Source organism: Paraburkholderia sp. (assembly GCF_035656215.1).
GTDB lineage: Bacteria > Pseudomonadota > Gammaproteobacteria > Burkholderiales > Burkholderiaceae > Paraburkholderia.
In genome coordinates this window covers 1-24,614 of the sequence record NZ_DASRSY010000127.1, presented here as the reverse complement: position 1 = coordinate 24,614, position 24,614 = coordinate 1, and the positions used below count along the sequence as shown (strand labels likewise).

Here is a 24,614-nt window from a genome sequence, read left to right as displayed (position 1 = left end):
CCGTACAGCACCCAAACGGTGAAGCCCGTGTCGAAATAGAGAAAGCACGCCACTAGCGCTCGCCAATCGCCGCTCTTCAGGGAGCTCATCACGTTTTTCATTAGACATCCTCACATATGCTGATTGTTCGATTACCAGGTGCACTGCGCCTGGCACGGCGCACCGGAACGGTCACGATGTTGAATACCGGCTTTAACGTGCAAGCTTCATGCCATCCGGGTCCATCTGCTTAAGTATTACTATGTATTCCTTAGAACATCTACATCGCACAGGTGTTTTCTGCTTCAAAAATCAATAAACGTCGCGTACGTAGCGCTTTTCCTGCGCCAAACGGGTCACATAATCGCTGGCTTTTTCTTCGCTCATGCCACCGTGCTGGGCGACCACATGCTTGAGCGTTGCGTCGACGTCTCGCGCCATCCGGCTTGCGTCGCCGCAGACGTAGAAATGCGCACCTTCTTCGAGCCATGCCCACAGTTGTGCACCCTGCTCGCGCATGCGGTCCTGCACATAGATCTTTTCCGTTTGATCGCGTGAGAACGCCACATCGAGCCGGGTCAATACACCGCTGTCCCGCATTGCTTCAAGTTCGTCGCGATAGTAGAAATCCGTGGCCGCATGTTGTTCGCCGAAGAACAGCCAGTTACGCCCCTTGTCGCCACGTGCACGCCGCTCGTGCAGGAAGCCGCGAAACGGTGCAACACCGGTGCCAGGACCGACCATGATGATCGGCGTATCGGAAACGTGAGGAGGCCGAAAGTGTGCGGATTTCTGCACGAATACCGGCACGCTGACGTCACCGGCGCGATCGGCGAGAAACGTCGACGAGACGCCCTTGCGATGGCGACGGCCATTGCTGTAGCGAACCGCTGAAACTGTCAGATGAACTTCGCCGGGATGCGCCTTGGGGCTCGATGCAATCGAATACAAACGTGGTTGCAGGCGCTTGAGCATGCCGGTCAATTCGGTGGCCGTCAGGGTCACTGGAAATTCGTGGAGCACGTCGGCGAGTTGTTGGCCCCACAGCCATTGTTTAAGATCCGACTTGCGCTCCGGCATCAACAGATCGCGCAGTGAGTTGTTGGTGCTGCGCGCAGCGATAAATGCGAGTGAATCCGGGCTGGGGCGCGCGATCTCATAGTGCTTGCCGAGTGCATCGGCGAGGCGCATTTCGCCGGCGCCTGACACATTGACCGCCGCGTCGGCGCTCAAGCCGCTCAGGCTGATCAACTCGTCGACCAGTTCGGGGCAATTGCTCGGCCATACGCCCAGCGCATCACCCGCTTCATATTCGATGCCCGAGTCGCCCGCGCTCAACGAGAAGTAGCGCGTATCCTTCACCGCACCCTGCTTGTTCAGTTGCAGGTTCCTGACGAGCCGTGATGCGGCCGGCCGCGTTTTGGTCGGCACGGCGCCAGGCACCACGGCGTTGATCATGCCGCCCGGCGGCACGGCATGCAGCGCTGCATCTTCTTCGTTGATCCGCACGATGATGTGTTCAAGCCACGCGTCGGCACTCTCCTGATACTCGCTGTCGCAATCGACGCGATCCATCAGACGCACCGCGCCTTGTTCGGCAAGACGCTCGTCGAGCCGGCGACCATGGCCGCAAAACTGATCGTAGTTGCGATCGCCCAGCGCGAGCACCGCGTAGCGCACGCCTTCGAGACGAGGCGCTGCGTCGCTGCTCAACTGGGACCAGAAACTTTGTGCGTTGTCCGGTGGATCGCCGTCGCCGAACGTGCTTGTCATGAGCAGCACGTATTGCGATTTCGCGAGTGTCGAGACCTGATAGTCCGCCATGCATGACGTGCGGATTTCGAAGCGCGACTCCATCAGGCGCGTGGCATAACGCTCGGTAAGCGATTCAGTGTTGCCGGTTTGCGAGGCCCACAGCAGCGTGACTTTAGGGCGTACGCGCACGATGCGTACGCCAGAAGCGTGTGCGTCTGACTGCGGCGCGGCAAGTGCACCCCCAGACGCAGCCGCACTCGTTCCGCCGTGGCTATAAAGTCCCGCCAGCAAGCCATCCACATACAGACGATTCGTCCGCTCAAACGGTGCGCTGCCCGGCAAGACCGGTACGCTGACGATGCCCTGTGCTTCGGCCGAACGCAGGCCGCTGACGAAACCGCTCAGATACGTCCGCTCGGTCTCCGTGAACGACGGTGCGGGTGTCTGCGGAAGTTGCAACAGGCGGGAAAGTGCTTCGATACGGGGCATGTCCTGTTCCTCGGCGTTCGCCGATATAGCGCTCGCCGGCATAGCGCCGGCTGCAACGGCAGGCTCGTCGGTAAGCGTCTCGTCATCGGTAATCGAAATCGGCTCGATGGCTTCAACCGCAACCGGGCTCAGCGCGACCGCACAGAACTTGAGTTCGGGTTGCTGCGAGATCGGATCGATTGCGTCGCTGGTGACTGCGTTGATGCACAGGTCGTCGCCGAACACATCGTTCCAGTGCATCGGCGCAAAGCAGTTGCCTGCCTGCACGCGCTCCGTGACAACCGCAGGCAACACGGCGCGTCCGCGGCGCGACCGGATTTCGACCGGATCTTTGGCCTTGATGCCGAGCGTGGCCGCATCTTCGGGATGAATCTCGACGAACGGACCAGGGTTCAGCTTGTTGAGCATCGCGACCTTGCCGGTCTTGGTCATCGTGTGCCACTGATGCTGCAAGCGGCCCGTATTCAACACGATCGGAAATTCCCGATCCGGCAATTCGGCCGGAGCCGCAAAGGCACGGGCGAAGAACACCGCTTTGCCGCTTGCGGTTGGGAATACCAGTCGCGGACGGCTACCGTCGGGGCGTTCTTTCAGCGTCTGGCTGACGCCGTCGTTGATGTAGCGAATCGGATTGCGGTCAGTCGTGTCTTCAGCGGCAAGCGGCCATTGCAACGGGATGTCCTTCAGGCGGCGATGGCTCGCGCCGCGCAAGTCATAGCCCGTTTTTGGATTCGACACGCGGGTAATTTCCGCGAAAACTTCTTCGGCGCTCGCATAGGTGAACGCCTCGGCGAAACCCATTTCACAGGCAACACGCGCGATGATCTGCCAGTCCGGCAACGCGGCACCCGGCGGCTCGATGCCCTTTTGCATCAGCGTGAGGTTGCGCTCCGAGTTGATCATCACGCCTTCGGCTTCTGCCCACAGCGCGCCGGGCAACAACACGTCGGCGTAACGGTTGGTCTCGGTGTCGAGGAACGCGTCCTGCGAAATCACGAGCTCTGCCGCGCGCAATCCAGCGATAGCGTTCTGACGATTCGCGACACTCGCCGCCGGATTGGTACAGATGATCCAGCACGCCTTGATCTCGCCCGCGGCCATGCGGGTGAACATATCGATCGTACCGTTGCCGACTTCGGTCTTCAGTGTGCCCTTCGGGATGCCCCACAGATCTTCGATAAATGCACGGTCTTCTTCGACCAGTACCGAACGCTGTCCCGGCAAGCCCGGCCCCATGTAGCCCATTTCACGGCCGCCCATCGCGTTGGGCTGACCCGTCAACGAGAACGGACCGCTGCCCCGGCGGCAGATCTTGCCCGTCGCCAGATGCAGATTGCAGATCGCGTTGGTGTGCCACGTGCCGTGCGTGCTCTGATTCAGGCCCATGGTCCAGCAGCTGATCCACTCCGGCGCGGCGCCGATCATCTGGGCGGCCCGGCGGATGTTCTCCGCGGCGAGGCCCGTGATTTCCGCGACTTTCTCTGGCGTGTAGTCCGCGAGAAAACCGGGCATCGCATCCCAGCCTTGGGTAGCGTCAGCGATAAAAGACGCGTCCGTATGGCCGTTTTCGTGCAAAAGATGCAGCAGACCATTGAGCAACGCGAGATCGGTACCCGGCTTGATCTGCAGAAAGAGATCGGCCTTGTCAGCCGTCGTATTGCGGCGCGGATCGACCACGATCAGTTTCGCGCCGGCCTTCACGCGATCCATCATGCGCAGGAACAGAATCGGGTGACAGTCGGCCATATTCGCGCCGATCACGAAGAACAGGTCGGCGTGATCGATGTCTTCGTACGAACCCGGCGGACCGTCTGCGCCGAGCGAGAGCTTGTAGCCGCTGCCCGCGCTCGCCATGCAAAGACGCGAATTCGATTCGATGTTGTTGGTGCCGACAAAACCCTTCGCGAGCTTGTTGACGAGGTATTGCGCCTCGATCGACATCTGTCCGGACACATAAAACGAGAGCGCATCCGGTCCATGCGCGTCGAGCAGGCCGCGCAAACGCGTCGCTGTGTCGCTGATTGCCTGCGCCATCGGCAGCGGCACCGGATCCTGGTCGCGTGCATGACGCACGAACGCGCCTTCCAGGCGCCCCGATTTGCGCAACGCGACGTGCGCCGACTGGCCCTTCGTGCAGAGCCGTCCGAAGTTAGCCGGATGCTCCTTGTCGCCGGAAATCTTGATGACCTGCCCCTCCTCGACGTGCAGCACCATTCCGCAGCCGACGCCGCAGTAGGGACACACCGTTTTTACGCTACTGGAGGACATGGGAGGCGGTATAGCTCGGCAAAGTTGATAAACAATCGGAAACAGTCAGTGATTCACATCGCGACCCACACCTGCCCGCTTTCCACCCGCGCAGCGAACGCGCTGACGGAATACGCCGGTGTTTCGAGGCACTCGCCGGTGCGCAGATCGAAGTGATGCTTGTAGATCGGCGAAGCGACCACGAGACGCTCACCGAGACTGCCGATCAAGCCACGCGAGAGTACCGCCGCCTGTGAGCCCGGATCGTAGTTCTCGATCGCATACACGATGCTGTCCGCGTCACCGTTGTCCACATGAAATACCGCGACCTGTTCACCGTTGACGAGCGCGCACACGCCCGTATTGGGAACGATGTCGTCGAGCGGGCAAACCGGTGTCCAGGCAAGCGGAAGGCGGTCAAGGTTCATGGCGGAAGTCCTCGGTGAATGACGCAAAAAAAGAATCAAACGGTTTCGACAACCACAGGAATCGAAGCGAGCTTTGATTGCCGCTCGGCCGTTGTCGCGGGCCGGATCTGGCCGCGCTCTTCGACGAAGGCGACATGGCTATCCGACTCACCGCTGTTGACGAAGTGACGGAAGCGCTTGCGCGTCTCAGGATCGGTGACGGCCTTCTTCCATTCGCATTCGTAGGTTTCAACCACGTGCTGCATTTCCACTTCTAGTTCCGTGGCCACGCCCAGACGATCGTTGACGACCACGTCGATCAGATAGTCGAGGCCGCCTTCGAGGTTGTCGCGCCACACGCTGGTGCGTTGCAAACGGTCTGCCGTGCGCACGTAGAACATCAGGAAGCGGTCGATGTAGCGCACCAGCGTTTCCTTATCGAGGTCCGAGGCGAGCAATTCGGCATGGCGCGGTTTCATGCCGCCGTTGCCGCAGACGTAGAGATTCCAGCCCTTCTCGGTCGCGATGATGCCGACGTCCTTGCCTTGTGCTTCCGCGCATTCGCGCGTACAGCCGGATACGCCGAACTTGATCTTGTGTGGCGTGCGCAGGCCCTTGTAGCGGTTCTCGAGTTCAACCGCGAGCCCCACCGAATCGCCGACGCCGTAGCGGCACCACGTCGAACCGACGCACGACTTCACCGTGCGCAGCGATTTTCCGTACGCATGGCCAGACTCGAACCCGGCTGCGATCAGTTCTTCCCAGATGAACGGCAATTGCTCGACCCGTGCGCCGAACAGATCGACCCGTTGGCCGCCGGTGATCTTCGTGTAGAGGCCGTATTTTTTCGCCACCTGGCCGACCGCTATCAAACCGTCAGGCGTCACCTCACCGCCTGCCATGCGCGGCACCACCGAATAGGTGCCGTCGCGCTGGATGTTGGCGAGGTAGTAATCGTTGGTGTCCTGCAGCGAGGCGTGCTCCTTCTTCAGCACGAATTCGTTCCAGCACGACGCGAGGATGCTCGCCACAGCCGGCTTGCAGATATCGCAGCCGAGGCCGTGTCCGTGCTTCGCCAGCAATTCGCCGAAGCTGCGCATGCCTTCCACACGCACGAGGTGATACAGCTCCTGGCGTGAATACGGGAAGTGTTCGCACACGTGGTTGTTGACCGCGAGGCCCTGCTTCTTCATCTCGGCTTTCATCACCTGCGTGACAAGCGGCACACAGCCGCCGCACGAGGTGCCGGCCTGGGTTGCGCACTTCAACGCGCCGATGTCGGTCGCGCCCGCGCAGACGGCCGCGCACAGGTCGCCCTTCGAGACGTTGTTGCATGAGCAGATCTGCGCGGCGGCGGGCAATGCCTCGACGCCGAGCGCCGGCTTTGCTTGACCGTCGGACGACGGCAGGATCAGGAATTCAGGCGACTGCGGCAATTCGATCCGGTTCAGCATCATTTGCAGCAGCGTGCCGTACTCGCTCGCGTCGCCCACCATCACGCTGCCGAGCAGATACTTGCCGCAATCGGACACCACGAGCTTCTTGTAGACCTGCTTACGTTCGTCGCTGAACTGATAGGTGCGGCTGCCCGGCGTCTTGCCGTGCGCGTCGCCGATGCTGGCAACGTCCACGCCCATCAGCTTCAGTTTGGTGCTCATATCGGCGCCGGCGAACTCCGCCGAGTCGCCGAGCAATTGTTTCGCCACCGTGCGCGCCATGTCGTAACCGGGCGCGACGAGGCCGAACAGTTGACCGTTCCACAGCGCACACTCACCGATCGCATAGATGTGCGGGTCGCTGGTGCGGCACGCGTTGTCGATCACGATGCCGCCGCGTTCGCCGAGCGCGAGGCCGCTTTCGCGTGCGAGGTCGTCACGCGGGCGAATGCCCGCTGAGAACACGATCATGTCGGTGTCGAGGAAACTGCCGTCGGCGAATTGCATGCGGTGCGTGCCGTTCTCGCCGTCGACAATCGCCAAGGTGTTCTTCTGCGTGTGGACCGTCAGGCCGAGTTCTTCGATCCTGGTGCGCAGCACGCGGCCGCCGCCGTCATCCACCTGCACCGCCATCAGACGCGGCGCGAATTCGACCACGTGCGTTTCCAGACCCATGTCGCGCAATGCCTTCGCGCATTCGAGACCAAGCAGGCCGCCGCCGACCACCGTACCGGTCTTCGAACGCGCGCCGCATTCCTGCAGCGCTTCGAGGTCGTCGATAGTGCGGTAGACGAAGCAGTCGGCCCGCTCGCGGCCCTGCACGGGCGGCACGAACGGATAGGAGCCCGTGGCGAACACCAGCTTGTCGTATGGCAATGTCTCGCCGGTCGATACCGTCACGATGCGCGCATCGCGATTAATCGCCACGGCTTTCGCATTCAGTTTGAGCAAGACGTTCTGACGTTCGAAGAAACCCGGCTCGACGAGCGACAGATCGTCAGCCGTCTTGCCCGCGAAGAATTCGGACAGGTGCACACGGTCGTATGCCGGCCGGGACTCTTCGCACAGCACAGTGATATCGAGGCCATGCGCCGCGTCCTGTGCCAGGCATTCGACCAGTTTGTGGCCGACCATCCCGTGACCGATAACGATGATTTTCATGACCGCGGCTTCCTCAATGTGCTGTGCTTCGATCGCTGACGTGGGGCATCTGGACGAAAGCGATTCCGGAAATAAAAACGGCGTCCCGCGAACCCAGTCGATGACTGAATTCGGGGGACGCCGTTGTCCTGACCTGTGCTGCAGCGAGTACGTTGTTATCGCACTCACGACGGATCTACGTTGATCCGCTGGCAAGGCTTAATGCAAAGGCTGTGCCAATTGCGCGAAATTCCTGCTGAAGCGCCGTGGCGCGGGGCCTGGCGGCGAATGGGAGGGGTGTGCTGCCGGCATGGTGCGCAGCACGTTTTGATGCAGCGAGGCACATGGATGGTGCGACGCAGCACTGTACGCGTGCGAGTCGCGAGCACATGGTGCGTGCATTGCCGGTGCTTTTCCCGGTCTGAGGGCGAAACGTGGTGAGGGAAGCAATCGTGCGAGCCGCGTGAGCTCAACCGCCGATCGGTAATCTCGCAACGAACGCCGTGCCGTCCTCGGCGGACGATCTGACATCGAGCGTGCCGCCATGCGCACAGACGATCTGCTTGCAGATATACAGGCCGAGCCCCAGGCCACCGCCCGGTTTGCTGGTAGGCGGCCGCCAGTAAGGCTCGAAGACCTTGTTCAAGGCATCCACCGCAATCACGTTGCCGCCGTTCAATACCGTCAGCACGAGCTCGCCGTTGTCCACCCGCGCCCGCACCGCGATCGGAAACTCCGTTGCGCCATGCGTCATCGCATTGCCGAGCAGGTTCGAAAGCAGTTGCTGCACGCGGGCGCGATCGCAACGAACCCGCGTGGAGATCACGATATCGTCGGCCAGCATCCGCTCCGGATTGGCCTCGCGCGCTTCGGCGACCACCATGCGCAACGCGGTCGCCAGATCGTCGACGTCCTCCTCGATCGACACGCCGATACCGGAACCGAGCCGGCCGCGCGCGAAGTCCATCACGTCGTCGATCAGGTGCGCCATGCGCAAGGTCGTGGTCTTCAGACGCTGGCCGATTTTCACGAGGTCGGGCTCGTTCTTGCGCAGCGTCAGCAGTTCGGCGGTTGCACTAACTGCGGATAACGGATTGCGCAGGTCATGGCCGAGCACCGCGATGAACTGTTCGCGCAAGCTGGACACTTCCCGTTCGTGGAGCAGCGCCGCCTCAGCCACCTGCTGGCGCCCTTCCGTGGCAAGCTGGATCGCGATCAGATCGGCGAATACCTCGAACATGCTCAGCGTGCGCGCGTTTGAGAGCTCATTCGGGTTCGGATCGATTGCGCAGAGATTACCGAAATAGCTGCCGTCGGGCAAAACGATCGGTACGGAAATGTAACTACCCAACTTGTAGATCTGCGCTGTGTGATGGTCTTTATAGACCGGGTCGTTATCGAAATTGTCGATCACGATCGACGCACGCGCGGCGCGCGACTCGAAACACAGGGTGGTACGCAGATCGAGCTGGCCGCCGGCGACCAAACCGAAGTTCACATCGTCCTGCACCGCGCAGGCTGTCCAGCTTTGCTCCGTGACCCGGGCCACCGCAGCAAAGCCCATCCCGGTGTTCTTGCAGATCAGGCGCAGGATCGACGGCACGGCGTCGATGCGGCTGACCGCCTCGATGTCCCGTGCGATTCGCGCTTCCTCGTCGTCCCCAATCGGTAATTTATTCATAAGAAAGCAGTGCCTGAAACCTGGCCGGAATGGCCGAAGAAAACAAAATATTGAGCTTCGATTCTATCGGGACTTCAAATTGCTCACTACAAGGAACGCAACCTGGAGAAACCGGATGTCCACTGACGATGACGCACGCCTCCTGATCGCGGACGACGATCCGAATCTGCTAGCCGCCTACGTCCTCTTTTTCAGCGCGCATGGTTTCGACATCCGGACCGCGCGCAACGGCCTCGACGCGCTCGCGCAGTATTGCGCATGGCACCCCGCAGCCGCACTACTCGACGTTGAAATGCCGCATCTCGACGGTCGCGCGGTCGCCCGGCGCATCCGCTGCGTGGCCGACACGCCGGCACCCACGCTGGTCGCCGTGACCGGCCTCGCGCGCGACGAGGACAAGAACGAATCGTTACGCTCCGGATTCAATCATCATTTCGTCAAGCCCGTGTCGATGCAGGTGATCCTCGCGGCGCTGACCGGGCGCGGCAAGCATTAGGCTTAATCGCCAAAACCCAGTTCGGCTTCGACCGCCTGCCCGACCCGCAGCCACGCCCCCGCTCCCCGCGCGACGACTGCATTGTTGCCGAACGTCAACGCCCCCTCTCGCTGCGGATTCGCCCGGTAAACGCTCATCGTGTCGGTGGGTTCGTTCGGCCAGTCGGGATCGGGCGCGCCCTTCGCCTGATCGATGGTCGGCATCGGACAGCGCGAGCACAGCTTGACCAGTTGCAATTGCACGGCCTCATCTTCTACGCCTTCGACGCTCAGGCTCTCGACATAATCCTCTTCGTACGCATCGAGTCCCGTCAGAACGACGTTGGGGCGAAACCGGTTGATCGGAATCGACGGTGCGCCCTTGCTGTTGAGGCGCACGTTCAGATCGTCGAGCGAGGCCTGGCCGATCACCAGCAGCGGAAAACCATCGGCGAAATAGGTGGTGGCGCCGCCGATGCTGCCCGTGTAGTCCGGATCGACTATCCGCTCGCGCTCGGGATTGAAGCGCAAAAGCCGCGCCGGCACGCCGAGAAACGCTGAAAACCATGTGGCGCTTTCTTCACCGGTATCGAGCCCGTAGGCCGTGTCACGCCACACCGTGGTTTGTACCTTTTGCGGTGCGCTGAGTCCGGCGGCGTCGAGCGGCGTGCGCAATTCGCTCATGCCCGGCGCGCAGATCACGAGTTCGTGTTCGCCAAGTTCAACCTTGATCAGCGCCATGCGTGGGTACGCGCGCTGCGTGAGCATCGCGCCGCTTGGGTCGATGACCATCCAGCATCGATCGTATTCGAGGCCGGTGGCGAGCAGGCGCGCTTCAGTGAGCGCAATGCCGGCGCAGGATTTGATCGGATAGACAAACAGCTCGCTGATCGTGGGCATGGTGTGAAGCGTGGGGAACACGCGATTTTTCTGTGAATGCTCGATTGTAAAGCGCATAGCGGCGGCGTCGTGGCACCCATCTGCATCTTATCTGCACCCCTCGCGTTGAAAACGCTGCGCCAGTGGCTTCGCGGCTTCAAGCGGAAACCGCTGTGCCACTATTCCCAGCCTTCCAGCCGCAGCGTTGCGCGCACGAGCCGCTGCTCTTCCTGTTCGATTTCCCGTAGGTTCGCACACACGCTCTCGATGTGGTCGGCCGCCGCCTTCTTCGCCTGCTCGGGCAGCTTGCCAGTCACGGCGTTGTAGAGCCGTGCATGCTGACGATCGATTACCCGCTTTTGCGGCTCGCGGTGATAAAGATTGTTCACCGACGCGAACACCGAACTCAGCAGCAGATCGGTTAGTGTGCTCAAGGTATGCACCAGCACCGGGTTATGCGAGGCCTCGCAAATCGCGAGGTGAAACGCATGATCGAGCCGCGCGTGGGTGGATGCACTCGTCTCCTTACCGTGCGCCGCGAGCATTTCTTCGTAGCGTCGCGTGATCAGCACGAAGTCGGCGGCCGTGCCGCGCAGCGCCGCGAGCCGTGCGGATTCTGCTTCGAGCAAGGCGCGCACTTCGAACAGATCGTAGAGCGTGCGCGGCTGCGAGCCGAGCAGATGCATCATCGGCGTGAGCGTGGGTTGCGCGGTAAGGCTAGCGACAAACGAGCCCTTGCCGTGCGAGGTCTCGATGATGCCACGCGCCCGCAAGAGCTTGAGCCCCTCGCGCAGCGCCGTACGCGACACACCGAGCTTGTCGGTGAGGCGCCGCTCGGACGGCAGCGCCTGCCCCGTTTTCAGCACACCGTCGACGATCAATCGCTCGATACGCTCGGCGACGACGTCCGCTACCTGCCGCGAGCTTTCCGAATCCGCTGTCTGCATTGTCAATTCCAACTGGTATGACCACCTTGGAATGCTAACACGCCAGAACGAGGCGTATCCGCTACAACTCATGCACATCAACTCATTGGACGTATTGGCTTTGAAAACAGCAAATCAAAAACTGGTACGACCACTTGTCTCGCCTGTCGACACCAACGCTCGCAGCCGCAACAATCCCGCCTGAGACACGCTCGCGCGCCCGTGCCCACGGGTATGACCGCCCGGTTCGCGCGGCACCAGGAGACTCCCCCATGAGCTATCACTACGACGAGCGCATCGACGGCGTGCTCGCGACACACGACAAATCCGCGGTCGTCGCGCAAATACAAGCGCTGATCCCCGATCTGCAACTCCTCCATGAACAGGAAGATCTACGTCCGTTCGAATGCGACGGCCTCGCCGCCTATCGCGCGACGCCGATGCTGGTCGCGCTGCCCGACAAGGTCGAACAGGTCGAGGCGCTGCTGAAATTCGCCAACGCCCAAAAGATTCCCGTGGTCGCGCGCGGCGCCGGCACCGGTTTGTCGGGCGGAGCACTGCCGTTGGACAAAGGCATTCTGCTGGTGATGGCGCGCTTTAACCGGATTCTCGATGTCGATCCCGAGGCCGGCATTGCCCGCGTGCAACCCGGCGTGCGCAATCTCGCGATCTCGCAGGCCGCCGCGCCCCATGGCATGTATTACGCGCCGGACCCCTCGTCGCAGATTGCCTGTTCAATCGGCGGCAACGTCGCGGAAAACGCGGGTGGCGTGCACTGTCTGAAGTACGGACTGACCGTCAACAATATCCTGAAGCTCGAGATTCTCACCATCGACGGCGAGCGCATCACACTCGGCTCGGATGCGCTGGACGCACCCGGCTTCGATTTCCTCGCGCTATTTACCGGTTCGGAAGGCATGCTCGGCATCGTCACCGAGGTCACCGTGAAGCTGCTCACCAAGCCGCAAAGCGCCAAGGTGTTGCTCGCCAGTTTCGACGACGTCGAGAAAGCGGGCGCAGCGGTCGCGCAGATCATCGGCGCGGGCGTGATCCCAGGCGGCCTCGAAATGATGGACAACCTCGCGATTCGCGCCGCGGAAGACTTCATCCACGCAGGCTATCCGATCGATGCGGAAGCGATCCTGCTGTGCGAAGTCGACGGCGCGCAAAGCGATGTACAGGAAGACGTGGAACGGGTCGAAGCGCTCCTGCGCGCGGCGGGCGCAACCGATATCCGGCTCGCGAAAGACGAAGCCGAACGCCAGCGTTTCTGGGCTGGCCGCAAGAACGCGTTCCCCGCGGTGGGCCGCATCTCGCCGGATTACTACTGCATGGACGGCACGATCCCGCGCCGCGAATTGCCGCGCGTGCTCAAAGGCATCGAGGACCTCTCGAACGAATATGGCTTGCGCGTGGCCAACGTGTTTCATGCAGGCGACGGCAACATGCATCCGCTGATCCTGTTCGATGCGAACGCACCCGGCGAAACCGAACGCGCTGAAACGCTCGGCGCAAGGATCCTCGAACTCTGCGTGGCGGTGGGTGGCAGCATCACCGGCGAACACGGCGTGGGCCGCGAAAAGATCAACCAGATGTGCGCGCAGTTCAATAGCGACGAACTGAGCTTCTTCCACGCGCTGAAAGCCGCTTTCGACCCAGGCGGCCTCCTGAACCCCGGCAAGAACGTGCCGACCCTGCACCGTTGCGCCGAATTCGGCTCGATGCATGTCCACCACGGCGCACTGCCATTTCCTGAACTGGAGCGTTTCTGATGCTGATCGAACCGGTATCGATGGACGATAGCGAACGGCTCGTCGCCGAAGTCTCGCAGGCCTGGGCAAGCGGTACGCCGCTGAAGATTCGCGGCGGCAACAGCAAGGCTTTTCTCGGGCGCCTGGTGCCAGGCGCGCCGATCGACACGCGCTCGCATCGCGGCATCGTCAGCTACGACCCGACTGAACTCGTGATCACTGCGCGTGCCGGGACACCGGTCGCTGAACTGAACGCCGCGCTCGATGCGGCCGGTCAGATGCTGCCTTGCGAGCCGCCGACCTTCGACGGCGTCGCCACCGTGGGCGGCATGGTCGCCGCCGGTCTCGCCGGACCACGCCGGCCGTGGTCCGGTTCGGTACGCGATTTCGTGCTGGGATGCCGCGTCATTACGGGTAGCGCCAAACAGTTGCGCTTTGGTGGTGAAGTGATGAAGAACGTCGCGGGCTACGACGTCTCGCGCCTGCTCGCGGGCAGCTTCGGCTGCCTCGGCCTGATCACCGAAGTCTCGCTCAAGGTGTTGCCGAAGCCGCGCGCGATCGGCAGTCTCACGCTCGATCTCGACGCAGGCGAAGCGCTGCGCGAACTGTCCGCGTGGCGCAAGGCGGCGTTGCCGATCAGCGGCGCCTGTCACGTCGACGGACGTTTGCATGTGCGGCTCGAAGGCGGCATGGGGTCGGTGGCCTCGGCCGTGGACCGCATCGGCGGCGCCGAACTCGATGTGCCGTTCTGGGACGCGCTGCGTGAGCACCGTCTGGCGTTTTTCGACGACCCGCGCCCATTGTGGCGCCTCTCGCTGCCGAACGCTTCGCCGCTGACCCGTTTGCCCGGCGACACGCTGCTCGACTGGGCAGGCGCGCAGCGCTGGCTGAAAAGCGATGCGCCAGCCGCGACGATCCGCCAGATCGCGCACGCCGCTGGTGGCCACGCGACCTGCTTCACGCCGCGCGCGGACGCCGAGCCGTTCACGCCGCTGCCCGAAGCGCTATTGCGCTTTCACCAGCAGTTGAAGCAGCAACTCGACCCGCGCGGCCTCTTCAACCCCGGCCGTCTGTATGCCGGTCTGTGAAGCCCTGAAGGCAAACTACACATGCAAACCAATCTCAGTGACGCCGCCAAAACCCTGTCGCGCGCCGACGAAGCCGAACAGATCCTGCGCTCGTGCGTGCATTGCGGCTTCTGCAACGCGACCTGCCCGACCTATCAGTTGCTCGGCAACGAACTCGACGGCCCGCGCGGCCGCATTTATCTGATCAAACAGATGCTGGAAGGCGAGCCGGTCACGCGGAAAACCCAGTTGCACCTCGACCGCTGCCTGAGTTGCCGCAACTGTGAAACCACCTGCCCGTCAGGTGTCACCTATCACGCGCTGCTCGATATCGGCCGCGCCGAACTGGAGCGGCGCATTGTTCGCCCTGCTTCGGAACGCCTGCTGCGCGAGGGTTTGCGCCGTGTGATCCCGAATTCCGCCGTATTCCGCGCGCTGCTTGAAACCGGCCGGGCCATGCGGCCATTTCTTCCCGCCGCGCTTGGACGTAAAATCCCCAAACGAAGCGCTCGGGCAAACGCTGGGACAAAACCGAGGCCGGCGTCGCGGCATCCGCGCAAAATGCTGATGCTGGAAGGCTGCGTGCAACCCGCGCTGTCACCGAACACCAACGCGGCCGCCGCGCGCGTGCTGGACCGGCTGGGCATCAGCATCGTGAATGCCAGGCAGGCCGGCTGCTGCGGGGCGACCGATTATCATCTGAATGCGCAAGAGGCAGGCTTGGCGCGCGCACGGCGCAATATCGACGCGTGGTGGCCCGCCATCGAGGCCGGCGCCGAGGCGATCGTGCAAACCGCGAGCGGCTGCGGCGCGTTCGTCAAGGAGTACGGGCATCTGTTGCGCGACGACCCTGGCTATGCGTCAAAAGCGCAGCGGGTCAGCGAACTGACGCGAGACCTCGTGGAGGTATTGGCTAACGAGCCGCTCGATCAGTTGCAGGCGAATCAATCGCCGGCGAAGTTGTCCTCGCACCTGCAAGCGCAGGGGCCAACGCAGTTGTCAGATGAAGCGCAGCGGAAAATCGCGTTTCATTGCCCCTGCACGTTGCAGCACGCGCAGAAGCTGGGCGGCGCGGTCGAGTCGATCCTGCAACGGCTCGGCTTCGATCTCACCGCCGTGCCCGACGCCCATCTGTGTTGCGGATCGGCGGGCACGTATTCGATCACCCAGCCGGAGCTTGCGGAAAGATTACGGAGCAACCGGCTCGATGCGCTGGAAAGCGGCAAACCGGAGATGATCGTCACGGCCAACATCGGTTGCCAGACGCATCTGGACGGCGCCGGGCGCACTCCGGTGCGCCACTGGATAGAACTTGTAGAAGCATCCCTACCATAAACGAAACAGGAAATTCATTATGCTGAGCAAACCCGTTTTGACCGTTGCCGAAACGACCCGAATCCTCGAAGCCGCCCGCGCGGAAGCTGAGAAGAACCAGTGGGCCGTCGCTATCGTGGTGGTCGACGACGGTGGCCACCCACTCGGCATGCTGCGTCTGGACGGCAGCGCGCCGGCCAGCTCGTACATCGCGACGGAAAAGGCCCGTACGTCGGCGATTGGCCGCCGCGAGACCAAGGTGTACGAAGACATGATCAACAACGGCCGCACGGCATTCCTGAGCGCGCCGTTGCAAGGCACGCTGGAAGGCGGCGTGCCGGTGATCGTCGACGGCCAGGTGGTGGGCGCGGTCGGCGTGTCGGGCGTCAAGTCGGATCAGGACGCGCAAATCGCCAAGGCGGGTATTCAAGCGATCGCCGCTTAAGTTCGATATCCGTTCGGATTCGTTCAAAGCGGCAATCAATAAGAGCAAGAAGCACAACAGGGACCGATGCCCCCACATCGGTCCCATTCAGAGATGGAGCAGTCGATGACTCAGATGAACCCGCGCGGTGGACTGCAAGTCGCCGCCAACCTCGACCAGTTCGTCGAAACCGAAGCCCTGCCCGGCACCGGTATCGACAGCGCCGCATTCTGGTCGGGTTTCGACGCCCTCGTGCACGAGCTGGCGCCCAAAAACCGTGCGCTGCTGGCCGAGCGCGACCGCCTGCAAACCGAACTCGACACCTGGCATCGCGCCAATCCGGGTCCGGTGCGCGATCTGCACGCGTACCGCGCCTTCCTCGAAGGCATCGGCTACATCGTGCCCTCGCCGGCAAGCGTCAAAGCCACGACCGACCACGTGGACACCGAAATCGCCGAACAGGCCGGCCCGCAACTCGTGGTGCCGCTGTCGAATCAACGCTATGCGCTCAACGCTGCCAACGCACGCTGGGGCAGCCTGTACGACGCGCTGTACGGCACCGATGCGATCCCCGAGACCAACGGCGCCGAAAAGCAGAAGGCCTTCAACCCGGTGCGCGGCGCCGCGGTGATCGCTTATGCCCGCAAGTTTCTCGATCAGGCCGCGCCGCTCGCGAACGGCTCGCACGTCGACGCCACCCTGTATAGCGTCGAAGGTGGCAAGCTCGTTGTCACGCTGAAGAACGGCAAGACCGAACTGAAAACGCCGGCGCAGTTCATCGGCTATCAGGGCGACGCGAGCGCGCCGTCGGCCGTGCTATTGAAACACAACGGCCTGCACTTCGAAATCCAGATCGACGCGAACGATTCGATCGGCAAGACCGATTCGGCGCACGTGAAGGATGTGCTGGTCGAAGCAGCGGTGAGCACGATCATCGACTGCGAAGACTCCGTTGCAGCAGTGGATGCGGACGACAAGGTCCAGCTCTATCGCAACTGGCTCGGCCTCATGAACGGCGACCTGACGGAAGAAGTCACGAAGGGCGGCAAGACCTTCACGCGCCGTCTGAACGCCGATCGCGAGTACACCGGTGCGGACGGCAAGTCGCAGGTCAAGCTGCATGGCCGCTCGCTGCTGTTCATCCGTAACGTCGGTCATTTGATGACGAACCCGGCGGTGCTGACCAAAGACGGCCAGGAGATTCCGGAAGGCATTCTCGACGGCGTCATCACCACGCTGTGCGCACTGCATGACCGCAAACACAAGCTGAATTCGCGCACCGGCTCGATCTATATCGTGAAGCCGAAAATGCACGGCCCGGCCGAAGTCGCGTTCGCGAGCGAGCTGTTCGCGCGCGTCGAAGATCTGCTGAAACTGCCGCGCAACACGATCAAGATGGGCATCATGGACGAGGAGCGCCGTACCTCCGTCAACCTGCTCGCCTGTATCGGCGAAGCGTCCGAGCGTGTCGCGTTCATCAACACGGGTTTCCTCGACCGCACCGGCGACGAAATGCACACGGCGATGGAAGCCGGCCCGATGATGCGCAAGGGCGACATGAAGTCGAGCGCATGGATCACCGCGTACGAGCGCAGCAATGTGCTGGTCGGTCTGAGCGCGGGCCTGCGTGGCCGCTCGCAGATCGGCAAGGGCATGTGGGCCATGCCCGACCTGATGCACGCCATGCTCGAACAGAAGATCGCGCATCCGAAGGCTGGCGCGAACACCGCATGGGTGCCCTCGCCGACCGCCGCGACGCTGCACGCGCTGCACTATCACCAGGTCGACGTGCAAGCGGTTCAGCAGGAACTCGAACGCACGGACTACTCAAAGGTGCGCGACGAACTGCTCGACGGCCTGCTGACGATTCCGGTCGTCGCCGAGGCAAAGTGGAATGCGGACGAGATCCGCAGCGAAGTCGAGAACAACGCGCAAGGCATTCTCGGCTACGTGGTGCGTTGGATTGATCAGGGTGTGGGCTGCTCGAAGGTGCCGGACATTCACAACGTCGGCCTGATGGAAGACCGTGCGACGCTGCGCATTTCCAGCCAGCACATCGCCAACTGGCTGCATCACGGCGTCGTGACGCGTGAACTGGTCGAAGAGACCTTCAAGCGTATGGCGAAGGTGGTCGACGAGCAGAACGCAGGCGATCCGTACTACCAGCCGATGGCGCCGGGCTTCGACACGCTGGCATTCAAGGCCGCGCAGGCACTGGTATTCGAAGGACGCCAGCAGCCGAGCGGCTATACGGAACCCTTGCTGCACAAGTTCCGGCTGGAAGTGAAGAAGGCGCAGTAAAGGCTGTTTGGGCCGTGGCTTAGGTCTAAGGCTCGATTTTTTGGGCCGGACCCCAGCCTCGAACCACGCCAGAAAGAAAGACGGGCGCCGCATCATGCGGCGCCCGTTTTAATTCCGAAGAAGCCCCCGTCTCCTCAGTCTCCTGCCGCGGAAGCCGCTTTAAGCCGCTTCTGCCGTGTACTGCGCCGGGACGCTGGCCGGCATATTCGTCTGCATATACGTTTGCAAATAGGCTTCGAACTCGGCCTTCACTTCCGGATGGCGCAGCGCGAATTCCACCGTCGCCTTCAGATAACCGAGCTTGCTGCCGCAATCGAAGCGTGTGCCGAAGTAACGATAGGCGAGCACCTGCTCTTCAGTCAGCAGCGATTGCACCGCGTCGGTCAATTGCAGCTCACCGCCGGCGCCCGGCTTGAGCGCACGGATATGCTTGAAGATGGTCGGCATCAACACATAGCGGCCCACCACGCCGAGATTCGACGGTGCCTTGTCCGGTGCCGGCTTTTCGACGATGCCCGACAGCTTGATCACATTGTCTTCCCACTCCTTGCCATCCACCACGCCGTACGAACGGCTGTCTTCGCGTGCGATGGTTTCGACGCCGATCACCGAGCTGTGATAGTGGTTGAACGTGTCAACGAGCTGGCTCATCACCGGCTTCGAGCTGTGCAGCAAGTCGTCAGCCAGAATCACGGCGAACGGGCTCTCGCCCACCAGTTTCTCGGCGCACAGCACCGCGTGGCCCAGACCGAGTGCTTCGGCCTGACGGACATAGAAGCAGTCGACATTGGCCGGCTTGATGCTGCGCACTAGGTCGAGCAGCTTCTGCTTGTTGCGCGCCTCGAGTTCCGCTTCGATCTCGTAGGACTTGTCGAAATGATCTTCGATGGCGCGCTTGCTGCGGCCCGTCACGAAGATCATCTCGGTGATGCCGGCGGCAATCGCTTCTTCAACCGCGTACTGGATCAGCGGCTTGTCGACGATAGGCAGCATTTCCTTGGGGCTTGCTTTGGTAGCCGGCAGGAATCGTGTCCCGAGGCCCGCTACGGGAAACACGGCTTTGGTGACTTTCAGCATGGTAGGCATTCCCACATCGGTTAGAAATTGGTGTGTTCGCGGGCCTGACGGCCACTCGATGTCGCCGAAAAGACTAACAAAAAATTAATCCATTTCAGGCGTGAAATTTTCTCGATTCGAATAAATAAATCGATTCCATTTCGATATTCCGGATCGTGACATGCATCAGGAAACAATTACGTATCTGAATTGAATTATTTTCGGAGATTCCGAAAATTTTACGCATCCGGCGAAGCGGATAGCGGGCTACCCGAACGTGTCCAGACGCGAATCGCGGCCGCTCCCGAGTGCTTTCCGGCACCGCTCATTCGTTCTCGTCGAGCTGGGGCAGCTTGGCCGGGTTGATGCGAAAACGGCGGATAGGCTCGTTGCGCAGCGCCTCCCGGTAAGCGGAGGCGGCGACAAGGATCAGTAGCACGGCAATGCCGGCGAGTAAATGCAGGTTCATGACTTCACCTCTGGTCAAGAAAATCCGTGTCTTAAATTAGCACGACAAAACCGGCAAATAATTCGATGTAGCAAGTGCTTATACGTAATTACAATTCGTCACAAAATCGCCATTTAATTCAAATCGGCATGGAATTTTTTATCGATTTTTTGCCGCCACGGTGCACTAGCATGTCATGCATCGCGGGCGCGCATGGCGCCCGGGAATAAGCTTTTTCCTCCGTCTGAATAAGGACCGCGCATGAGCGACTCAGCACTGGATGCCGCCGGCTCATCCCTGCCCCTCTCCCCGTCACGACCGGCCGCCGCGCCGCGCGCGCAGAGCGAGGCGCGCGCCGACAGCGTCGGCAAGGAACATGTAATCGACGCAATGCGGGGCTTCGCCGCGCTTCTGGTCGCGTATTTTCATTGCCGCCAGGTCGAATGGGTCGGCATGCAGACCTTTCACCAAAGTGTCGGCCATTCTTTCAGTCTGAATACGATTGCCGCTTATCTGACGTTCCCGATTGCATGGGGTTCGGCCGGCGTGCCGATTTTCTTCGTGATCAGCGGCTACTGCATTCATCGGGGCGGCGCATTGCGACTGGCAAAAAATCCCGGCTACCGGCTCGACGCCGGCAATTTCTGGGTGCGCCGCTTCGCGCGCATTTATCCGGTGTTGCTGGCGGCGCTCGTGCTGACCTTGGCACTCGACTGGGTCAGCTTGCAGTTGCCGCCGGTCAATCACAAGATCCGCGAAATCGGCCTGCAGGCGTTCCTCGTCAACCTGGTTTCGCTGCAAGGCGTGGCCGGCAAGACGTATGGGTCGAACGGCGCGCTCTGGACGCTCTCGCTCGAAGTACAGTTCTATGCGATCTATCCGCTGCTATTTGCATTGCGCCGGCGTCTGGGCATGACTTCCGTGCTGGCGATCGTCGCGGTCATCAACGTGGTGTCAGCCTATGTGCTCGAGCGCCACGATATTCAGTTCTTCACGTCCTACTGGTTTTCGTGGATGCTCGGCGCGTGGATCGCCGACACGAAGGCCCATGCCGCTCCGAATGCGCGCTCGTCGGTCTGGCTCTACGTGCTCGCCGCTGCATTCATCGCGCTCGGATGCGCTGCGTTCCATTTCGGCCAGTACGGGGCCTTCCAGTTTTGGGCGGTCGGCTTCGCTTTCTACCTGTACAAGGCGCTGGAGCGCCGCAATGCCGATACCCCAGGCGTGCGCCTCCTGTCACGGTTCGGCGATTTCAGCTTCTCGCTCTATCTGATCCATCTGCCGATCTTCGTGCTGCTGTCCTCGATCCTGTTCCGGTCGTCGCTGCAGATGTCGATCTGGCCGTCGTTCGGCTACATGCTGGTGGCCGTGCCGGTGGCGTATGTGTTCTACCGGCTGGTCGAACTGCCGGCGATGAAGTGGTCCGCGAGTTTCAAACCGAAGCGTGTAGTGAAGCCAGCCTGAGAGCGATGCGGTAGAAAGGTCGGGGAAACACAATGTTCAGTTCAGAAACAGGTTTCTCCTTCGGCAACGTAAGCGAGCCGTGACGTGTCGCCGGGACCACGCTGTCCAACCCGGTTGCATGGGCAGTGCGCGGCGCGAAAAAAACGGAGCGGAAGTCCTTAGGACTTTCGCTCCGCTGCGCTAACGACAGAAACCGGCCGAGTCCCTGCCTACCCCCCGCGTTAATTCAACCGTTCAACAAACCTGCTTAAAGCCGCTCGCGTAAGCGCCTTAGCGCCCCGCCACGCGCTTCAAAATCCGCTCGACACCCTCGACATAGGTCGCGGTACCGAACCGGCTCAGCGCGGTCTGATAGCCGTTCCTGACCAGCTTGTTGCGCAGATCGTCGTTCGAACGCAATTCGGCGAGCGTATCGGCGAGACCATGTGCGTCGCCGGGGGTGCACAGCACGCCATTTTCGTAGTCGCCGATGATCTCCAGCACACCGCCCGCGCGCGCGGCCACCACCGGCCGTTGCGCCAGCATGCCCTCGACGATCACGCGCCCAAACGGCTCCGGCGTGATCGACGTATGGACGACCGCATCGACCGCACACATGCAAGCTGCAACGTCGTGCTGGAAGCCGAGGAAATGCACCCGTCCGCCGAGGTTGTGTGCGGCGACAAAGGCATGCAGTTCGATCTCGTACGCGTCTTCGCCGAATAGCGGCGCGCCTACCAGCACCGCATGCATGTGCGGATTGAGGACCATCGCTTCGAGCAGCACGTGTTGCCCCTTCCAGCGCGCGAGGCGGCTGAACGAGCCGACCAGAAATGCGTCCTGCGGCAAGTTCAGACGCTGGCGCAGTGTCGCTTGCGGGACCGTGCGCAACGCGTCGAACGGTGCCGCGGAAATGCCGTTGAACACCACGTCGATACGCTTCTTGTCGAAGCGCGTCAGATCCGCGAAGGCGCGAGCGGAAGCCGCCGAATTGGCGATCACGTGCGTGAGGCCGAGACGCGCGCACCACTTGATAATCGCCAGTTGCTTGCCGCCAAAATGCTCGGGACTCACGATATCGCGCAGATGCCAAACCACCGGCCGCCTCGCGAGCTTGCCCGCAATCGCGCCGATCACCATCGCGCGTTGCGTGTTGGCGTAGATCACCTCGGCGTCGCGCGCGCGTTTCGCGGTGGCGCGCACGAGCGACATCAGGCCTTTGAGCGCTTGCCCCTTCGGCAAGGAACCGCCCTGCTTACGGACATTGCGCAATGCGCCGGCATCCAGCACGTTGACAGTCACACCGGCCTTGGCCAAAGCAGTGCGGAACGGACCGTCGTCGAACAGCACGACTTCAATGCGCGAGCGCAGGGCCTTGACGATCTCCAGCAGCGATAACTCGGCGCCGCCGAGCACGCCGCTCTGATCGACCGCGAGAATGCGCGGTGCGTTGGCACCCGCGGCTGCTTTGTAGGGGACATACGGCGGCAGCGTCGCCGAGCGCAATGCCGGCACCGCGGCCCGCACATGGGCGAAGAAGCGTTCGCGGAAATTGGCGGCGGAGAACTGCTCCGCGTTCGCGCGGCAATCCACCGGTGAAAAACGCTTCACATGGTCGTCGAAACGCTCGACCGCCGCAATGATCGACTCGGCGTTCTGATCGTCGAAGAACATGCCCGTGGGCCGCGCCTCCGACAGATCGCGTACGGTTTCGAGCGCCCCGCCCTTGCCGTAGGCGATAACCGGCGTGCCGCACGCCTGCGCTTCGACCACTGAAATGCCGAAGTCTTCTTCCGCAGCGAATACGAAAGCTTTCGCGCGGCTCATCTTTTCCTTGAGCACCTTGAACGGCTGGTAGCCCATGATCTCGACATTGGGCCCCGCCTTGGCGCGGATCTTCTGCATGTCGGGACCGTCGCCGATCACTACCAGCTTGCGCTCGGGCATCTGCGCGAACGCCTCGACGATCAGATCGATCTTCTTGTACGGCACCATTCGCGACGCGGTCAGATAGAAATCATCCTTGTCGGTGCACAGTGAAAACGCCTCGACGTCGACCGGCGGAAAGATCACCTGCGCTTCGCGCTGATAGACCTTCTTGATGCGCCGCGCGATGAACTCGGAGTTCGCAACGAAGCCATCCACCGAATTCGACGTACGGATATCCCAGTTGCGGATGTAGTGAAGAATCAGGCGTGCCATTGCCGACTTCGGACCGCTGGTCAGCTTCGACTGCTGAAGATACTGGTGCTGCAGATCCCACGCATAGCGGATTGGCGAATGCACGTAGCTGATATGCACCTGGTCGGGGCCAGTGAGAATCCCTTTTGCAACGGCATGACTGCTCGAGATCACCACATCGTAGGCCGACACGTCGAGCTGTTCGATCGCGAGCGGCATCAAGGGCAGATACGTGCGGTATTTGGTGCGCGCGAGCGGCAGTTTCTGGATGAACGAGGTCGTGACCGGTTTGCCGCGCAGAAAACTGCGGTCGTCGAGAAAATCGACGAGGCTGAACAGGTCGGCGTCCGGAAAGCACGCAACGATCTGCTCGAGCACCTTCTCGGCACCCGCATAGGTGACGAGCCAGTCGTGCACGATCGCGACACGCACCGTCTTGTCGCTGCGCAAGGCCGCGCGGCGCGACGGCGCCTGAACGCCGGGAACAGTAGTGAGTTCCGCCAGTGCACTGCGCGTTGCGGGTTGCAGCACGGCTTCTTCAAGGACTTCGTGGTTCATGCGCTTTTCCTCGGATTCAGTCGCAACAGCAGTGAACGCGCAAGATCGCGCAAAGCGGGCGTCATCGTGATCGACCAGGCGACGTTCGCGCCTACCATCAACAGACCGGCGACGATCGCCAAAGCGAGACTTGGCAGGAAGCTGGCAAGCCACAGGCTGGCCAGCAGGAAAGTGAGGTGGGCGAGCATGTCGAGCGCGATCTGGCGGGCGCGAATCGCCGACAGGCGCAGTAGCACGGCGTAATCGAACAGTGCCCGGCCGGCCACGGCCATCGCCGCGCCAGTCAAACCGAAATGCGTAATGCCTAACCACAAAGCCCCTGCAAACAAGGGCAATTCGAACAAACCGACGCGCGCAGCCGTGGCCGGGTTGACCTGCGACTGGATCAGAATCCGCGTGACGTTCGCCTGGCCGACGAGCCAAACCGCGACGATCATGATTCGGCCCACCGGTGCCGCCACCGTGGCGATCTCATTGCCGACCCACAGATGCAGAAACGGTTCGAGCACCAGCATCGCGACCAGCGCGACCGGCGTGAACACACCATTGAGGAATTCGAGCGACTGTTGCGTGATGGTGTCCGCATCCGCACGACCCACGGCGGACAGGCGCGGAAACAGCGTGCGCACCAGTGCGGTCGGCACGATATTCAAACGCG

At 61.8% G+C, this 24,614-nt stretch carries 16 protein-coding genes and 1 pseudogene; 7 read left to right on the top strand and 10 right to left on the bottom strand.

All coding sequences use genetic code 11. The features are described from left to right. Positions 1–291: 291 nt before the first annotated feature. From VFE81_RS07395 to VFE81_RS07380, 4 genes are all read right to left on the bottom strand, one after another. On the bottom strand, positions 292–4,491 hold the full coding sequence (locus tag VFE81_RS07395; RefSeq protein ID WP_325043971.1) for a bifunctional nitrate reductase/sulfite reductase flavoprotein subunit alpha: 4,200 nt from the start codon (positions 4,489–4,491) through the stop codon (positions 292–294). A gap of 53 nt (positions 4,492–4,544) precedes the next feature. Then, the gene (gene nirD, locus VFE81_RS07390) at positions 4,545–4,898 is read right to left on the bottom strand and encodes a nitrite reductase small subunit NirD (protein ID WP_325043970.1); all 354 of its coding nucleotides are present in this window, start codon (positions 4,896–4,898) and stop codon (positions 4,545–4,547) included. Positions 4,899–4,933: 35 nt separating this feature from the next. Beyond that, positions 4,934–7,474 carry a nitrite reductase large subunit NirB gene (gene nirB / locus VFE81_RS07385; protein ID WP_325043969.1) on the bottom strand — a complete coding sequence of 847 codons (2,541 nt, stop codon included), beginning with the start codon at positions 7,472–7,474 and terminating at the stop codon, positions 4,934–4,936. Positions 7,475–7,922: 448 nt separating this feature from the next. Continuing rightward, positions 7,923–9,134, bottom strand: a complete 1,212-nt coding sequence (locus VFE81_RS07380) for a GAF domain-containing sensor histidine kinase (RefSeq protein WP_325043968.1) — start codon at positions 9,132–9,134, stop codon at positions 7,923–7,925. A gap of 115 nt (positions 9,135–9,249) precedes the next feature. On the opposite strand from VFE81_RS07380, the gene VFE81_RS07375 reads away from it, so the two are divergent. After that, positions 9,250–9,630 carry a response regulator gene (locus tag VFE81_RS07375; protein WP_325043967.1) on the top strand — a complete coding sequence of 127 codons (381 nt, stop codon included), beginning with the start codon at positions 9,250–9,252 and terminating at the stop codon, positions 9,628–9,630. Positions 9,631–9,632: 2 nt separating this feature from the next. On the opposite strand, the gene VFE81_RS07370 is transcribed toward VFE81_RS07375, so the two are convergent. Both VFE81_RS07370 and glcC read right to left on the bottom strand, forming a co-directional pair. Continuing rightward, positions 9,633–10,508 carry an MOSC domain-containing protein gene (locus VFE81_RS07370; protein WP_325043966.1) on the bottom strand — a complete coding sequence of 292 codons (876 nt, stop codon included), beginning with the start codon at positions 10,506–10,508 and terminating at the stop codon, positions 9,633–9,635. 158 nt (positions 10,509–10,666) lie between these two features. Continuing rightward, complete coding sequence (gene glcC / locus VFE81_RS07365) at positions 10,667–11,434, bottom strand: transcriptional regulator GlcC (protein ID WP_325043965.1); 768 nt, start codon at positions 11,432–11,434, stop codon at positions 10,667–10,669. Between the two features lie 251 nt (positions 11,435–11,685). Here glcC and glcD point away from each other — a divergent pair, with 251 nt between their 5' ends. The 5 genes from glcD (at position 11,686) to VFE81_RS07340 (ending at position 18,270) form a co-directional block, all read left to right on the top strand. Beyond that, complete coding sequence (gene glcD / locus VFE81_RS07360; protein ID WP_325043964.1) at positions 11,686–13,185, top strand: glycolate oxidase subunit GlcD; 1,500 nt, start codon at positions 11,686–11,688, stop codon at positions 13,183–13,185. After that, positions 13,185–14,252 (top strand): glycolate oxidase subunit GlcE, encoded by a 1,068-nt coding sequence (gene glcE, locus VFE81_RS07355; RefSeq protein WP_325043963.1) that lies wholly within the window; start codon positions 13,185–13,187, stop codon positions 14,250–14,252. Before glcD ends, glcE begins: the two co-directional genes overlap by 1 nt. Positions 14,253–14,273: 21 nt before the next feature. Next, positions 14,274–15,566: a glycolate oxidase subunit GlcF gene (gene glcF, locus VFE81_RS07350; protein ID WP_325043962.1), complete on the top strand. Its 1,293-nt coding sequence runs from the start codon at positions 14,274–14,276 to the stop codon at positions 15,564–15,566. A 19-nt stretch (positions 15,567–15,585) separates the two neighbouring features. Beyond that, positions 15,586–15,990, top strand: coding sequence for a heme-binding protein (locus VFE81_RS07345; protein ID WP_120291848.1), 405 nt, complete (start codon positions 15,586–15,588; stop codon positions 15,988–15,990). Between the two features lie 105 nt (positions 15,991–16,095). Next, positions 16,096–18,270, top strand: a complete 2,175-nt coding sequence (locus VFE81_RS07340) for a malate synthase G (RefSeq protein WP_325043961.1) — start codon at positions 16,096–16,098, stop codon at positions 18,268–18,270. 159 nt (positions 18,271–18,429) lie between these two features. On the opposite strand, the gene galU is transcribed toward VFE81_RS07340, so the two are convergent. Together galU and VFE81_RS07330 are read right to left on the bottom strand one after the other, a co-directional pair. After that, positions 18,430–19,347, bottom strand: a complete 918-nt coding sequence (gene galU, locus VFE81_RS07335) for a UTP--glucose-1-phosphate uridylyltransferase GalU (protein WP_325043960.1) — start codon at positions 19,345–19,347, stop codon at positions 18,430–18,432. Positions 19,348–19,651: 304 nt separating this feature from the next. Further along, on the bottom strand, positions 19,652–19,795 hold the full coding sequence (locus VFE81_RS07330) for a hypothetical protein (RefSeq protein WP_325043959.1): 144 nt from the start codon (positions 19,793–19,795) through the stop codon (positions 19,652–19,654). Positions 19,796–20,035: 240 nt separating this feature from the next. On the opposite strand from VFE81_RS07330, the gene VFE81_RS07325 reads away from it, so the two are divergent. After that, a complete protein-coding gene (locus tag VFE81_RS07325; protein ID WP_325043958.1) occupies positions 20,036–21,238 on the top strand; it encodes an acyltransferase in 1,203 nt (400 codons plus the stop codon). 270 nt (positions 21,239–21,508) lie between these two features. Here the strand turns inward: VFE81_RS07325 and VFE81_RS07320 are convergent, their stop codons facing one another. Then, positions 21,509–23,956: a glycosyltransferase family 4 protein gene (locus tag VFE81_RS07320; protein WP_325043957.1), complete on the bottom strand. Its 2,448-nt coding sequence runs from the start codon at positions 23,954–23,956 to the stop codon at positions 21,509–21,511. Then, positions 23,953–24,614, bottom strand: a pseudogene (locus tag VFE81_RS07315) (flippase); the annotation flags it as partial. The pseudogene VFE81_RS07315 and the gene VFE81_RS07320, both read right to left, overlap by 4 nt.